Below are 13,797 nucleotides of genomic sequence, written 5' to 3'. Positions count from 1 at the left end.
TAATATATTTGTAATTTATAAAAATTCTTACTCATGCATTGTCATAAATTTTTACATTAGCAATTTAGCAATAATCTCCTCATCAAGCTCTATTACCCCAGTCTAGTACGACTCAATCTATAGATTGGAATTTTTCTAATACTTTGCAAGTTATGCTATCCGCTGAATACTCAAAAAAGAGAAATAGCAAAATTGGGTAGGAAACCTTATAGGTAAAGTATAAAATTTCTTTAGTAACTTACTAACAATTAATTCTGATGAAAATGATCACAGAATTATTTTCTAAGACGTAAATATCTTCAGTCTACAAAAAATGAAGAGTCTACAAAAAAATAAATTTGTAGACTGATTTGTAGACTCATGAAGTGCAATTACACCTAAGTGGTAACAAATGTATGCAACTATTAAATAGTATTAAGTCATTGAAAATACAGGTAATTGCAATATGATACAAGCGTTGCCAATTAAAACAAAATTAGGTGGATTCTACTTTTTCTACTATGCGATTGTTGGTACCTTCATGCCGTATTGGAGTCTATATCTGCAAGATCAGGGATTTAGCTTTTTAGAGATTGGGGGGCTTAGTGCAATTGCAATCATGACACGTTTTTTTGCGCCGTTTATTTGGGGTTGGGTGGCGGATAAAACGGGTAAAAGAATGCTATTGGTGCGAATCGCAACATGGATGGAAGCGAGTATATGGTTCCTCATTTTTATTATACCTAATAATTTTCAATCAATTGCCTTGTTAATGTTGATCTTCAGCTTTTTTCAAAATGCGATACTTGCTCAATTTGAAGGCGTTACATTATTTTGGTTAGGCGAAAAACGAAATGAACTTTATGGCAAAGTGAGAAAATGGGGATCGATTGGGTTTATTGTTGGTGTTTTCTTTATTGGTCTAATTCTTGAAATCATCGATATTCAGTATCTCCCGATTTTATTACTGAGTATTTCATTTCTAGCGTTCTTATGGTCATTTACAGTAAAAGAACCGAAGGGCGCACCAAAAGCCCAAAAAACACTTGAATCCATTATTCCAGTTTTAAAACAACCAATTGTGAAAGCAATTTTCTTAATTGAGTTCATTATGTTGTTTGCTCAAGCACCATTCTATAGTTTTTATAGCAATTACTTACAGTCATCTGGATTTAGTACCACAGCAACAGGATTTCTTTGGTCAACAGGTGTTATTGCTGAAATCATGATGTTTGCCTATGCATCATTTTTTTTAAATCGTTTTACATGGCGTCAGTTGGTTGCGATCTGTTTATGGATGACTGGGCTTAGGTTTTTGATTGTTGGTTTATTTCCTGAAAGTTTTGTTCTTCAATTTTTCTCCCAGACAATGCATGCATTTAGTTTCGGTTTATTTCACTTATTGGCGATGCGCATTATATTTGAGCACTTTTCTGCTGGGCAGCAGGGTAGAGCTCAAGCTTTGTATAGTACGATGTGGGGCTTGGGTGTGGCATCTGGAAGCGTATTGGCAGGACAATATTGGGAGCTGATTTCTGGCAGCTATATTTTTATCATTGCAGGAGCTTCAACGTTGATTGGTTTAATATTTTTATCCGCTTTACCAAATCTCAAGCCCACTGAAGCAAGATAGTGACTTATGATGTTTGAGTAAATAGTAATTGCGGATCCACGCATAATCTATTTCGTCCTGCAGATTTCGCTTGATAAAGGGCAACGTCTGCACGATTAATCAATTGTTGGAATGGGGTGCCAGACGGAAGTTGTTGATAACTTAAACCTATGCTTACACTAATATTGAGATGTTGATTTTGCCTGATCATAATCGGTGTTTCTGCCACGCGGTCGCATATACGCTGTGCGATTTCAATGCAGGCTGGTAGGTTACTATCTTTAATTAAGATGGCAAATTCTTCACCGCCAACTCTACCGAATAAATCATTTGATCTAATTTGAGATCTGACGATATTGCTAAAGTCTTTGAGAACAATATCACCTATTTCATGTCCATATTGATCATTAATTTTTTTAAAGTGGTCAATATCGAGTAGTAAAATAGACACGCTCTGAATATTGGATTTCACCTCCCTATGAGTTGAGTCTATCGTCTTTTCGCTTTCTTCATAAAAATATCGGCGATTCATAGTCGTTGTTAAACTGTCATGGTTCGCTAAATATAATATTTGGTGATATAGCTTTTGGCGATTCAAACTAATAATTGATAATGTTAGTGGGCCTAAAGCCAGCATGAAAAGACCGATGCGAACAGACAGTGTTGTCGAAATAAATGCCTCTGGAGATTCTGTTAGATAATATGCACTTAAGCTGTTGTATAAGAACATACATACAAAGCAGTTGATGATTGCAACCAACAATAAATTGTAGGTTAATGCTGCCCAGATGAGTGCTCCAATCGGGAACATGATGGCGCCAGGCCCAATAAAAAAGTGAGTTAGAATTACAGATACAACGACAAATACGAAGGGTAAGATAAGGGGTAAACTTAAACGTTGATTTTTTTGATTTACAAAATATTGTTGAACTATAGTTTTGCTTGGTAATGCGAGAACAATAGGCAAAAAAGCGACAAAGTTAAGAATTTCACCACTCCACCACATGCCAAAATCAACCCAAATACGGCTGAGCTCCATAAAGCTGTTAGGAACATAAGGGATGGTTAAAATCGCAAAGGTTGGGCTCGCTAGGCACCCTCCAAAAGCACTAATTAAAAATAAGTAAACAAATGTAAGACCTTTATTGAATTCTTGATAATTGATTTTTAACCGGTTCAGTAGGTATAAGGTCACTAATGGGTTTAGCAAGTTAGCAAGAGTTAACAACCAAGTAAGTTGTAAAGTGTTGCCAGTACCTAGGTCTGCAAGCATATACCCAGAAAAGGCGCCAAGCCAGCCACCAAGATTATTGAGATAACTAAATCTTAAAAAAAGACCAAGTAGTACGGCATTTGCAGGCCAGAAAATTGCAAGAAATGAGAGAGGTCGACCAAGTATTCCAGCCAAAGCACAAAGTGTAATGATGAGCATGACAATCAAAAAAGATTGTGCATTGTTTTTAATCAGCTCTGTTCGTATCCATATGGTCATACTTAACGTATATTCCCTTGCATAAAATCTTATATTTTTAAGCTTTCTGTGAGGTATAGAATGAATATTATTCTGATAAGAATATATTTTTGCACTAATAAATCAATAGATCGCATTAAACTGCTGATGATTTAAAGTTCATCAATAGGGAATTCATTTTCTTATATAAAATTGTTCTTATCACGTTAATTCTATGAGTTTTCTTGCTGAAATGTGCTAATTTAGCTCTAAACGTTGACCTATAGATGTTGTATGAAAAAAACAGTTTTTTTTGCACCTTTACTTTTATTAATGACGTCTTTTTCTTCTGCCGATCAAAATGTCCAAGCGCAAGCTAAAGGTGCTGATTTACAACAGCCTGAAAATAATATTCGAATCAACATGCGCCCAGAAATTTTAGGTTTATGGGGAATGGAAATTCCAAATAATAAAAAATGTGTTGAGTATTATAATTTCCGTGGTAACAATGAGGTGGTCGTGAATAGTGCTAAAGAGTGGTCGGTCGGTTTATTTGAGTATCAACCATCTCAAGACAGCTCTTCGGGTTTGTTGCCTACCTTGGTCATGCAAGTCAATTATGAGAACAATGAAAAAGACTGCTCTGGTAATCAAGTAGATCAGGCAGGAGATTTGTCTCAATATTTTGTAAAATGGGACAATCCGAATCAAATCAATTTCTGTGCATCTGAAAAGGGTGGACAATGTTTTGCAAAACTTAATCGTATATTGCCATGAGCTAAAATCTTTGCAGCCTATTCTTCAATAATAAAAAAGCCTCCTGAAAAAGAGGCTTTTTTATTCATCTTGTAAAGCTGTAATTACTCAGCTTCGCTATGTCCTTGTACCTGTTTCAACAAATGTTTCTCTAAGTAGTGAATATCCATAGCCTGTTCTGCAAAGTTCTTATCTTCAAGGATGAGATCTTTGTGTAGCGGAATATTGGTTTTGATTCCAGTTAAGATCATTTCATCTAAGGCTTGTTTCATACGAGCCAAAGCGGTTTCGCGATCTTTACCATGTGCGATTAATTTTGCGATCATCGAATCATAGTAAGGTGGAATGCTATAACCTGGATAGATATGAGAATCTAAACGGATGCCTGCACCACCTGGTGTGTAGAATTGCTCGATTTTACCTGGTGATGGAAGGAAGGTGGTTGGATCTTCTGCATTAATACGGCATTCAATTGCATGACCGTGTACTTTGATTTGATCTTGTTCTAGATTCAAACCAAGACCAGCGGCTACACGAAGTTGTTGTTCAATAATATCGACACCCGTCACCATTTCAGTCACAGGATGTTCTACTTGAACACGTGTATTCATCTCAATAAAGAAGAACTCACCATCTTCAAATAAGAATTCGAACGTGCCTGCGCCACGATACTGCATTAATTCGCATGCCTTTACGCAAGCTGCTAAAATTTCAGCACGAGCTTCTTCTGGAAGATTTGGAGCAGGAGCTTCCTCAAGCACTTTTTGATGACGACGTTGTAATGAACAGTCACGATCATATAAATGTACGGCGTGACCATTACCATCGCCAATCACCTGTACTTCAACATGGCGTGGCTTTTGAAGGAAACGTTCCATATAAACCGTATCATCACCGAACCACATTTCAGCATCACGTTGAGCTGCTTGTACAGACTCCAACAGTGTATCAACACGTTCAACAATTCGCATACCGCGACCGCCACCACCAGCAGCAGCTTTAACGATAAGTGGGAAGCCAATCTCTTTTGCTTCAGCCAAGGCATTGTTTGGTGTTACAGCATGAGCTGAACCTGGAACGGTTGGTACACCAGCTTTACGCATCGCCATAATCGCTGACACTTTATTCCCCATAAGGCGAATATGTTCAGGACGTGGACCAATAAAGATAAAACCAGAACTTTCTACAATCTCAGCAAATTCAGCATTTTCTGATAAAAAGCCATAACCTGGATGAATTGCATCTGCACCAGTCACTTCCGCTGCTGTAATAATTGCAGGAATATTTAGATAACTTTCGCTACTTGCACCAGGACCAATACAAACGGCTTCATCAACAAAGCGTAAATGCATGAGGTCTTTATCGGCATCCGAGTAGATACCGACTGTTTTAATACCGAGTGTTTTGCAAGCACGTGTAATACGCAGTGCAATTTCACCTCGGTTGGCAATGAGAACTTTTTGCAACATACCAACCCCCAACGATTACGCGCGGTAGCGGAATAAAGGTTGACCGAATTGGATTACATCACCATTTTTAACTAAAATTTCTTCAATCACACCACTTTGAGTTGCCTCAATTGGGTTCATGATTTTCATTGCTTCAATAATTCCAAGCGTTTCGCCTGCTGAAACAGTTTGTCCTACATTTACAAATGGTGCTTCGCCTGGACTTGGTGCAGCATAGAACACGCCAACCATTGGTGAGGTTTCAACAGCACCACGAGAAGCTGGTTTCACAACTGGAGCTTCTGGCGCAGCAGATTGTATTGGTGCAACACCAGCGGCTACGATAGGATTACGACGCGCTAAAGCAATGGATTGATCACCTTCTTTTACTTCAATAGATTGAAGATCCGATTCAATCATTAAGTCGATGAGCTTTTTAATTTTGCGAATATCCATGAATTCGTATTCCTAAGGTTAAAGATGTGTAGAAGTTTGAATTTTTTGCACGGCATGAGTTAATGCAAATGAATAACCCTGTGCGCCTAGTCCACAAATGACACCGACAGCTTTATCTGAGAGATAAGAGTGGTGTCTAAATGCTTCACGTGCGTGAACATTTGAAAGGTGAACTTCAATAAATGGGATCGCAACACCTAATAGGGCATCACGTACTGCTACTGAGGTGTGGGTCAGTGCAGCAGGATTGATGATGATAAATTTTATACCATCAATCTGGGCTTGATGAATTCGGTCGACAATGGCACCTTCCCAATTGCTTTGGAAGGTTTCAAGTTGAATTGAACTTTCTTGAGCTTGCTGTATGAGTTGATGATTGATATCGTCTAAAGTTAAATGTCCGTAAACTTCAGGTTCTCGCTTTCCTAGCAAGTTTAAATTTGGTCCATGTATGACCAAAATGGTCGAACTCATGAAGACAGCTCCAATATGAAAGTTGCAATATAACCTTGCAAGATGTCTGCAAAGTTTGCATATTATGGCATGTTTTTAAGCTTTTCATTTATATTTTGTTTCAAAAATAGCAAAAAAACAATGTCGTCAATGAGCTGTATTTTGAGAACTTTGCAGTCAATTGGCAATGTTAAAAAATTACATTTTTCTTTTAATTCTTCGAGTCTGCTATTTTAAACCGAATTGACCAAAAGTATTCATTTGTTTTGTGTAACCGCCATATGTGAGTCATCAATAGTTAGCATTTCTGACCATGAGGTGGTATAGCGTGGAGAGTGGTGTAATTGCTTCATTTTCCATTGTTGTTGATTGGTATGATAGCCCACTTGAATACAATGCTTTCCAAAGCGGTTTTTCATAGCGCCAATTGTTGTCATGAGTGAATCTCGCTGCTGGATTAAATCATGAGGCTGCCAAAGGTCATGTGTATGTGTTTTTTTAGCACTCAAAGCAGAAAACATGACGGAAACTTTTACATAACGTATATTTTCTTTAAATAAAACATCAATTTGCTGTTGTGCTGCATGCGTCAAGAGTAATAAATCATCCGTCGGATATTCCAAACCAATTACATGAGAATGTGATTTCTTGAATGGTTTTACTGGAATTTTTTCATAAAGAGACACATGGACACAGGCGCATAATTGTTCTTGCTTGCTTAAACGTTCATGAGCCCGACTTAAATGAAAAATCATGGCTTGCTTGATTAATGCTTTATCCTTTAATGCTGATGCAAAACTTCGTGATGCTAAGATTCGTTTAGACGGTAAATAAGGATCTTCTAGTGAAATACAGGACTGACCTTTTAGCTCACGAATGGTACGCCCCATGAGCACTGAAAACTGCTTCATCAAATAGTGTTCATTGGCAAAAGTTAAGTCATAGCAATTATAAATACCGTAACTTTCAAGTTGTTTACTAATTTTTCGACCTACGCCCCAAATTTCCGATACTGAGGTTTCTATAAGTAATTGATCAAAACTGCATGGATCCAAATCCAATAAAGAACACACTCGGTTAAAACCAGAACGTTTTTTGGCAAAGTGATTGGCGAGTTTAGCTTGTGTTTTACTGTAACCAATCCCGATACAACAAGGTAAACCGATCCATTGTTGAATACGGTCGACTAATTCTCGACAAAATTTTTCTAAATCAAAAAGACTTTGATAATGTGTTAGACGAATAAAACATTCATCAATTGAATAGGGCTCTAGATCTGAATCTGCATGAAAGTGTTGCTCTAAAATAGTGAAAAAACGACTAGACATATCGCCGTAGAGGGCATAATTGCTTGAAAATACTTTAACACCAGCTTTAAGCATATCTTTTTCAATTTCATACCATGGCACGGCCATGCCAATATTGAGAGCTTTTGCTTCCTCACTACGAGATACGACACAACCATCGTTATTACTTAAAACAACGACCGGTTGACCATTTAAACTTGGATTAAATACACGCTCACAACTGACATAGCAGTTATTAATATCAATGAGCGCAAAAATCTCTTGATGATAAATATTTTGCATAGGAGTAGGGTGAACTGCTTAGATCAATTTATTTCAGTTTTTTTAAAATACAAGTCACTACACCCCAGACCATGATTTGTTCTTCGCTACGAGGATAGATGTCAGGGTAGTCTGGATTCTCGGCTTTTAACCATAAAAGGATCGTTCCATCATTTTGTTTTTCTAACATTAATCTTTTTACTGTGAATTCATTATTAATCAGCGCCAAGACGATATCACCATGTTCTGCATTCAAACTCCGGTCAATCAAGATTTGATCACCAACTTCAATCCCTGCATTTTTCATTGATAAAGAATTTACGCGTAGTATAAAAGTAGATGCTACGTTGTGAACCAAGTATTCATTTAGATCAATATGTCCTTCTACATAATCTTGTGCTGGGGAAGGGAAACCTGCTGCCACAGATTCAATAGGATAGGCGATTTTTAAACGTGTTCTAAATTGGATTGGTGAAATTTCAATTTGTTGATTGAAATCATCTTCAGGTCGTATTTTTAACCATTCTTTAATTTGAATCACTTTTGATTCAGGAACACGCATTACTACTGTTTTTTCTGAAAACTGTGATTTTCGACCTGCATTGGCACGTTTACCACCATGTAGAGAAGCGGTATTTGTTGCTGAAATATTTGAATTGCTGCTCATATGAAATTCCCCCCATTTAATCTTGAATATGTAACAAAATCAAGATAGCAAAAAAAACATTGTAAAAACAGATTGTTTCGTCGGATTGATTGTGCTTATACGACACTATGCTTAAAATTAGGTCTGAATTTATGATGAAAATGGAATCATCCATGTTGCAAGATTTTATTGAAGAGCAAAAATTAGTCTGTGAGGAGTTTGATTCTGCTTACATCAAAGTGAATGAAGATGATGTTGTAGCTGTGGCTAAGCATACTTTAGATCAAGAGCCAATCGTCGGTTTACGTAATAAGCCTGAACCAGGTGAGAAAGTGGCATGGTTTATTTATGGTGGTGAATTAGGCGAGGGCGAAGATTTTTTTGAGACTATGACGGTGAAAGAGCTTGAAGAAATTTTACCCGATGCCATTCCATTTCTTGCATTGGAAACAGGTTTCCGTTTTATGATTGATCGAGATGATTATGAGGATGTTTGGAAAGCTGAGCCTGATTTAGGAATCTAATGCGCATGTTATGGGTGAGGTTGATTTTTGTAGGTTTAAGTTTTGTTATATCACAACAGGTTGTAGCGAATGATTTGATTGATGCACAACAAATGGCGTATCAGCAAAAACTGGATCATGAAATGCAGCTGATCGAACAAACCAAGCAAATTTTAGATGATGAACACAGTACAGCCACACCGATGGAGCAACAACTTGCTTTATGCGGAAGGTTAAAGGCCTATCAAAACATTGTTGGTTTAGCAGACCATTTTATTCAAGTTGAACAAGCACATGTAATGAAGCGTATTGCGCAATTTTATTTAAATCAGCAATCTACGAGTTTTCAACAATCGGGCATGACAATTGATGATTGGTGTAGCGCAAACTAGCAAATTTGTCAGATATTGATATGAATTTGGACTGAATTGATAACTCGAACTTTATTATAATTTTTTGCGTTGAGTTGACGTATTCCAATTTCCCTGATTGACACGCGACATCTTAACCATCATTAGTCTAGGTGATGTCTAAACCCGCTGCATAGCGGGTTTTTTAATATCTATTTCACTGATTAATTCATTTTTTAAGCTACGAACTGAACTGACTCACTATACTATGTAAATCAAAAAAGTAGCTTTGGCTTACAGACAATTGGCTGGTTTTGGTATTCCGGCTAATCGACTTAGATGGCGAGCAACTAGGCCTGTTTTAAACCTTTCTTGCAATACTGCATTATCAATGTCAGCGCTGACGTGTTTCATTAAAAATTTAATTAAGGGACGAGTTGCAGGAGAATGGCCAAATTGAGCGTAGAACTGGCGAACCGCATGCAATACTTCGAAATGCCAAGCTGTTAGCTCAAGATCGAGCGTATTCGCGAGTACTTGCGCTACATTTTCATTCCAAATGGTATAGTCAACTAAATGACCATCTTGATCGAGTTCAAGGGATAATTCAGTGGTCATGGTAAAACCTAAGTCAATAAATTTGTTTTATTTAAGGCTAATACAGCGTGTAAAGCCCAGAATGATATCTGCAAAAGTGGTGTAATCAATCACTTCAATTTGAAAATAATCGCCGTTCAATAGATGTGAAGGTAATAACTCAGCATCTCGATCTAAAACGTAGACCTTGTTTTGAATCGTAAGTAAAGATGGTGTAAACAATGCCAACACCGCATCCCCCATAAGGACTAAAGCATCATTGCTATCCAATGTCTTTTGAACCTTTTGAATACAATGTTCTGTATTTGCAAATTGAGATTGTATTAAATAAAGTGTTTTATCGGTCATATGAGTTACCAATGCAGCACATGGTCAAAGCTTTGAATTAACTCTTTATTAAATTCAATAAATTTAATCTCATGCGTAGTATGTTGAACAAAGGGATTATCTTGTTGATTGGATTCAACCAAAATAGGGCTTAGATCGTAAAACTCAAAGCTATCGACGAGGTTGGAAGCCAGTTTAAACGCATGTTTAATGGGTTCGAAGCTTAATTCGGAACGGAGTAAACTTAAGGCTGAGCCTTGCAATAAAACTTTTACTTCAGCGCCAAAAGTTGCTAAAACCATGGTTGCAGAAAGGCTCTCATGAACTTGTAGCGAGTTGAGATTTGATTGGGTTAATATAACCAGTACAGATTTCACACAATTTACCTTTCAATTGCAACAATCAATGAAAAATGAATAATTTAGAATTGAACTAGACGTGCTGAAGATGAGACAGCATCTGCCAATTCACCGAGTCCTACCAGCTGAAAACCTTCAGCCAGATTATGGGACTCAATGTGATGGCGTTGAGCATTTTCAGCATCAGTGATTCCACGTGCTAGGGCAGCACTTACGCAAACAGGAAGTTTGATATTTAATTTTTGCCACTCTTGTGTGAGACTTCTTTGATCATCTGGCGACCACTGTAAGTTGTTTGCAACTTGAACGCCGTCTTGATAAAAGAAAACTCGAAAAATTTCGCCTTTCGCTTGCAATGATTGTGCGAGTCCTAATGCATGCCAAGCATGGATTGAGCTAGGTGCCGAGGTAATTAGTAATAACGTACTCATTTAAAACTTCGCATAGGGTGATCAAACTGAAAATAGCTTGTTCAGGCTTTTAAACAAAAAGGTAGTATACAATGATTTTAGTGACAGGTGGATTAGGCTTTATAGGTTCACACGTTGTTTTAAGCTTATTGGCACATGGTCAAGAAGTCGTCATTGTAGATAATCTTGCCAATGCGAATTTACAAACACTTGAACGTCTTGAATATATTTCTGGAATGTATGTACCTTTTGTAAAGCTAGATGTTAGAAATACGCCTGCTCTGAATAAAGTTTTTGAGCAGTACTCAATCCGTGCTGTTATACATACTGCAGGATTTAAGTCTTTAGAGGAGTCTCGCTTAAAACCGCTTGAATATTATAATGATAATGTCAGTTGCATTATGAGTCTGATGCGTGCAATGCAACGAACTGGTGTACGAACATTATTGCATCTTTCAAGTATAGCGGTTTATGGCACTTCGAGTTTGAATTTAAATGAAGAACATCCTCTCAATTTTGCCAATCCAAACCCTTATATTAAATCCCAGCAAATGATTGAAGAGATCATCCGTGATACCTCTAAAACGGACGAAGAATGGAGTATTGCGATCCTGAGACTAGCAAATGTAGCTGGTGCTTTTGAACATGGAGTTTTGGGTGAAGTGGTTGCCCCTTTACCTAAAAATATTTTGCCTTTGGTGTTACAAGTCGCAGCCATGCAGCGCGATTCCATTCAATTACAAAAGAATGCCAAGACAAAAGACCAAACGGTTGAACGAAGTTTTGTGCATGTCATTGATGTGTGTGAGGCAGTCATTGCAACTTTAAAGTGGTTATTTAATCAAAGATCAACGTGCGAAGCATTTGATATCGCAGGTCAGCCAAGTTCAATTCAAAACTTGATTAATACGGTAGAAAAAGTGACTGAAACAAAAATTCGAATTGAGGAAACTGATTATGTTTTCCAAGAATTAGATCAAATTGGTTCGAATAGTTTAAAAGCATTTGAATTATTGAAATGGAAAGCACATCGATCACTAGAACAAATGATTGAAGATCAATGGCGATACTATCAAAGCACCTTTAATAATTAAAATGATAATCATTTACATTTATGGTTTTTTTGATTAGCATCAAATCAACGGTGGATGAATCCGAATCAAACATGATTCTTCCAAGGAATAGCGAAATATTTGAGGCTGATATGCAAACACGTATAGAACACGACACGATGGGTGATGTAGAAGTACCAAGTGATGCCATGTGGGGGGCTCAAACCCAGCGCAGTTTGCAAAATTTCAAAATTGGTGGTGAGCGACTTCCTCGTGCGATGATCCGTGGTATGGGGCTGGTCAAAAAAGCGGCTGCACTTACCAATGCTGAGTTAAATCAAATTCCTGCTGAATTGGCGAATTATATTGTGGGTGCAGCAGAAGAAGTGATTACGGGGCAATGGGACAGTCAATTTCCATTGGTGGTATGGCAAACAGGTTCTGGTACTCAAAGTAATATGAACTGTAATGAAGTCATTGCAAATATTGCGAATCAAAAGCTGGGTAATCCGCTTGGAGCACAGAAACCCGTTCATCCAAATGATCATGTTAATCGAGCTCAATCTACAAATGATTCGTTTCCAACAGCGATTCATGTCGCTGCTAGTTTACAGATCAATGAGTTATTGATTCCAACAGTTCAAGCTTTACGTGAAACTTTACATCAGAAGTCTCAAGAATTTTCAAATATTGTTAAGATTGGGCGTACACATTTACAAGATGCAACGCCGTTAACTTTAGGCCAGGAATTCAGTGGTTATGTATCCCAACTCGATCATGGATTAAAGCGTCTAGAGCAAGCTTTAGAAGGGTTATATGAATTGCCATTAGGTGGTACAGCTGTCGGGACAGGTCTAAATGCTCATCCTGATTATGCTGTAAATGCAGCAAAAAAATTGGCTGAGCTTACGGGTTTACCTTTTGTGACTGCACCGAATAAGTTTGAAGCACTAGCAGGACGTGATGCTGCAGTATTTGCTTCTGGCGCACTGAAAACAGTTGCTGTGAGTTTAAATAAGATTGCCAATGATATTCGTTGGTTAGCGAGTGGTCCTCGTTGTGGTTTTGGGGAGATTCGTATTCCTGAAAATGAACCAGGTTCGAGTATTATGCCAGGTAAGGTGAATCCTACTCAAAGTGAAGCTATGACGATGGTTGTTGCGCAGGTTTTGGGTAATGACACGACGATTAATATCGCTGGAGCTTCAGGTAATTTTGAATTAAACGTTTTTATGCCGGTTATTGCTTATAATTTACTGCAATCAATTCAGCTGCTAGGTGATGCATGTAATAGCTTTAATGAGCATTGTGCTGTGGGGATTGAGCCGAACCAAGATAAGATTGATTATTTCTTGCATAACTCGTTGATGTTAGTTACTGCATTGAATCCTGTGATTGGTTATGAAAACGCGGCAAAAGTTGCTAAGACAGCATATAAGGAAGGTAAAACACTTAAACAAGTTGCTGTAGAGCTGAATTTAGTCACAGCTGAGCAGTTTGATGAAGTCGTTGTACCTGAGAATATGGTTTCACCTAATGTTAAGTGAATTATAGATTAAATAATAATTGTAAAATTACGGCGTATTGAGAATATATTCAATACGCAATTTGAGTAATTTACGAAATTTTTTAATGTTAGATAGAGTAATTTTGAGTTGGTTGTTATTGGTAATTAAATAATTGTAGTATTTTGCAAGTGTATATAAGTATATATATCTTTCGAATAAAATTTAAATTTAAAATAGAGTTCTTTCATAAGTCATTTTTTACTCAGCTCCATGTTATAGATTCCAGCAATTAAATTAAATCTTAAGCCTAGTCTTTTGCCGCG

General features: G+C 37.4%; 16 protein-coding genes. 6 read left to right on the top strand and 10 right to left on the bottom strand.

The annotated features are described in order from the left end of the window. The first annotated feature begins 448 nt into the window (after positions 1–448). Positions 449–1,612, top strand: a complete 1,164-nt coding sequence (locus tag AC1M9P_RS09395) for an MFS transporter (protein ID WP_481587533.1) — start codon at positions 449–451, stop codon at positions 1,610–1,612. Between the two features lie 4 nt (positions 1,613–1,616). Here the strand turns inward: AC1M9P_RS09395 and AC1M9P_RS09390 are convergent, their stop codons facing one another. Beyond that, positions 1,617–3,083, bottom strand: a complete 1,467-nt coding sequence (locus AC1M9P_RS09390; protein ID WP_481587420.1) for a GGDEF domain-containing protein — start codon at positions 3,081–3,083, stop codon at positions 1,617–1,619. A gap of 252 nt (positions 3,084–3,335) precedes the next feature. Between AC1M9P_RS09390 and AC1M9P_RS09385 the strand changes: the two genes are divergently transcribed. Continuing rightward, a complete protein-coding gene (locus tag AC1M9P_RS09385) occupies positions 3,336–3,818 on the top strand; it encodes a hypothetical protein (protein WP_035270703.1) in 483 nt (160 codons plus the stop codon). 83 nt (positions 3,819–3,901) lie between these two features. Here the strand turns inward: AC1M9P_RS09385 and accC are convergent, their stop codons facing one another. The 5 genes from accC to AC1M9P_RS09360 all read right to left on the bottom strand — a co-directional run bounded on the left by accC (position 3,902) and on the right by AC1M9P_RS09360 (position 8,389). After that, on the bottom strand, positions 3,902–5,266 hold the full coding sequence (accC, locus tag AC1M9P_RS09380) for an acetyl-CoA carboxylase biotin carboxylase subunit (RefSeq protein WP_035267832.1): 1,365 nt from the start codon (positions 5,264–5,266) through the stop codon (positions 3,902–3,904). 15 nt (positions 5,267–5,281) lie between these two features. After that, the gene (accB, locus tag AC1M9P_RS09375; protein ID WP_035267829.1) at positions 5,282–5,701 is read right to left on the bottom strand and encodes an acetyl-CoA carboxylase biotin carboxyl carrier protein; all 420 of its coding nucleotides are present in this window, start codon (positions 5,699–5,701) and stop codon (positions 5,282–5,284) included. An 18-nt stretch (positions 5,702–5,719) separates the two neighbouring features. After that, the gene (gene aroQ / locus AC1M9P_RS09370; RefSeq protein WP_035267826.1) at positions 5,720–6,175 is read right to left on the bottom strand and encodes a type II 3-dehydroquinate dehydratase; all 456 of its coding nucleotides are present in this window, start codon (positions 6,173–6,175) and stop codon (positions 5,720–5,722) included. Positions 6,176–6,411: 236 nt separating this feature from the next. Then, complete coding sequence (locus tag AC1M9P_RS09365) at positions 6,412–7,743, bottom strand: Y-family DNA polymerase (RefSeq protein ID WP_481587419.1); 1,332 nt, start codon at positions 7,741–7,743, stop codon at positions 6,412–6,414. A gap of 28 nt (positions 7,744–7,771) precedes the next feature. Then, positions 7,772–8,389 carry a LexA family protein gene (locus tag AC1M9P_RS09360; RefSeq protein ID WP_257219868.1) on the bottom strand — a complete coding sequence of 206 codons (618 nt, stop codon included), beginning with the start codon at positions 8,387–8,389 and terminating at the stop codon, positions 7,772–7,774. 152 nt (positions 8,390–8,541) lie between these two features. Here AC1M9P_RS09360 and AC1M9P_RS09355 point away from each other — a divergent pair, with 152 nt between their 5' ends. Together AC1M9P_RS09355 and AC1M9P_RS09350 are read left to right on the top strand one after the other, a co-directional pair. Continuing rightward, positions 8,542–8,892 (top strand): immunity protein Imm33 domain-containing protein, encoded by a 351-nt coding sequence (locus AC1M9P_RS09355; protein WP_035267817.1) that lies wholly within the window; start codon positions 8,542–8,544, stop codon positions 8,890–8,892. Next, positions 8,892–9,263: a hypothetical protein gene (locus AC1M9P_RS09350; RefSeq protein ID WP_481587418.1), complete on the top strand. Its 372-nt coding sequence runs from the start codon at positions 8,892–8,894 to the stop codon at positions 9,261–9,263. Before AC1M9P_RS09355 ends, AC1M9P_RS09350 begins: the two co-directional genes overlap by 1 nt. A gap of 252 nt (positions 9,264–9,515) precedes the next feature. Here AC1M9P_RS09350 and AC1M9P_RS09345 read toward each other — a convergent pair whose 3' ends face one another. From AC1M9P_RS09345 to tusD, 4 genes are read right to left on the bottom strand one after another with little or no spacing between them, the layout of a single operon-like run. Next, positions 9,516–9,839: a TusE/DsrC/DsvC family sulfur relay protein gene (locus AC1M9P_RS09345; RefSeq protein ID WP_481587417.1), complete on the bottom strand. Its 324-nt coding sequence runs from the start codon at positions 9,837–9,839 to the stop codon at positions 9,516–9,518. 27 nt (positions 9,840–9,866) lie between these two features. Beyond that, the gene (locus tag AC1M9P_RS09340) at positions 9,867–10,166 is read right to left on the bottom strand and encodes a DsrH/TusB family sulfur metabolism protein (protein ID WP_481587416.1); all 300 of its coding nucleotides are present in this window, start codon (positions 10,164–10,166) and stop codon (positions 9,867–9,869) included. 5 nt (positions 10,167–10,171) lie between these two features. Continuing rightward, on the bottom strand, positions 10,172–10,522 hold the full coding sequence (locus tag AC1M9P_RS09335; RefSeq protein WP_481587415.1) for a hypothetical protein: 351 nt from the start codon (positions 10,520–10,522) through the stop codon (positions 10,172–10,174). Between the two features lie 44 nt (positions 10,523–10,566). Continuing rightward, positions 10,567–10,935 (bottom strand): sulfurtransferase complex subunit TusD, encoded by a 369-nt coding sequence (tusD, locus tag AC1M9P_RS09330; protein WP_035267807.1) that lies wholly within the window; start codon positions 10,933–10,935, stop codon positions 10,567–10,569. 71 nt (positions 10,936–11,006) lie between these two features. Between tusD and AC1M9P_RS09325 the strand changes: the two genes are divergently transcribed. Next, positions 11,007–12,008 carry an NAD-dependent epimerase/dehydratase family protein gene (locus AC1M9P_RS09325; RefSeq protein WP_481587414.1) on the top strand — a complete coding sequence of 334 codons (1,002 nt, stop codon included), beginning with the start codon at positions 11,007–11,009 and terminating at the stop codon, positions 12,006–12,008. 110 nt (positions 12,009–12,118) lie between these two features. Then, positions 12,119–13,513: a class II fumarate hydratase gene (gene fumC, locus AC1M9P_RS09320; protein ID WP_481587413.1), complete on the top strand. Its 1,395-nt coding sequence runs from the start codon at positions 12,119–12,121 to the stop codon at positions 13,511–13,513. The last annotated feature ends 284 nt before the right edge of the window (positions 13,514–13,797 follow it).

Source organism: Acinetobacter sp. 25-47-122, from assembly GCF_056779695.1.
Note: the sequence above shows the minus strand (reverse complement) of the source record. Positions and strands in the feature narration are given on the sequence as shown.

Excerpts from the sequence above, each read along its gene's own strand:
- fumC (WP_481587413.1), top strand. The coding sequence starts at position 12,119 with ATGCAAACACGTATAGAACACGACACGATGGGTGATGTAGAAGTACCA.
- AC1M9P_RS09385 (WP_035270703.1), top strand. The coding sequence starts at position 3,336 with ATGAAAAAAACAGTTTTTTTTGCACCTTTACTTTTATTAATGACGTCT.
- AC1M9P_RS09355 (WP_035267817.1), top strand. The coding sequence starts at position 8,542 with ATGTTGCAAGATTTTATTGAAGAGCAAAAATTAGTCTGTGAGGAGTTT.
- accC (WP_035267832.1), bottom strand. The coding sequence starts at position 5,266 with ATGTTGCAAAAAGTTCTCATTGCCAACCGAGGTGAAATTGCACTGCGT.
- AC1M9P_RS09345 (WP_481587417.1), bottom strand. The coding sequence starts at position 9,839 with ATGACCACTGAATTATCCCTTGAACTCGATCAAGATGGTCATTTAGTT.
- AC1M9P_RS09390 (WP_481587420.1), bottom strand. The coding sequence starts at position 3,083 with ATGACCATATGGATACGAACAGAGCTGATTAAAAACAATGCACAATCT.
- AC1M9P_RS09360 (WP_257219868.1), bottom strand. The coding sequence starts at position 8,389 with ATGAGCAGCAATTCAAATATTTCAGCAACAAATACCGCTTCTCTACAT.
- AC1M9P_RS09325 (WP_481587414.1), top strand. The coding sequence starts at position 11,007 with ATGATTTTAGTGACAGGTGGATTAGGCTTTATAGGTTCACACGTTGTT.
- AC1M9P_RS09365 (WP_481587419.1), bottom strand. The coding sequence starts at position 7,743 with ATGCAAAATATTTATCATCAAGAGATTTTTGCGCTCATTGATATTAAT.
- aroQ (WP_035267826.1), bottom strand. The coding sequence starts at position 6,175 with ATGAGTTCGACCATTTTGGTCATACATGGACCAAATTTAAACTTGCTA.
- AC1M9P_RS09350 (WP_481587418.1), top strand. The coding sequence starts at position 8,892 with ATGCGCATGTTATGGGTGAGGTTGATTTTTGTAGGTTTAAGTTTTGTT.
- AC1M9P_RS09340 (WP_481587416.1), bottom strand. The coding sequence starts at position 10,166 with ATGACCGATAAAACACTTTATTTAATACAATCTCAATTTGCAAATACA.
- accB (WP_035267829.1), bottom strand. The coding sequence starts at position 5,701 with ATGGATATTCGCAAAATTAAAAAGCTCATCGACTTAATGATTGAATCG.
- tusD (WP_035267807.1), bottom strand. The coding sequence starts at position 10,935 with ATGAGTACGTTATTACTAATTACCTCGGCACCTAGCTCAATCCATGCT.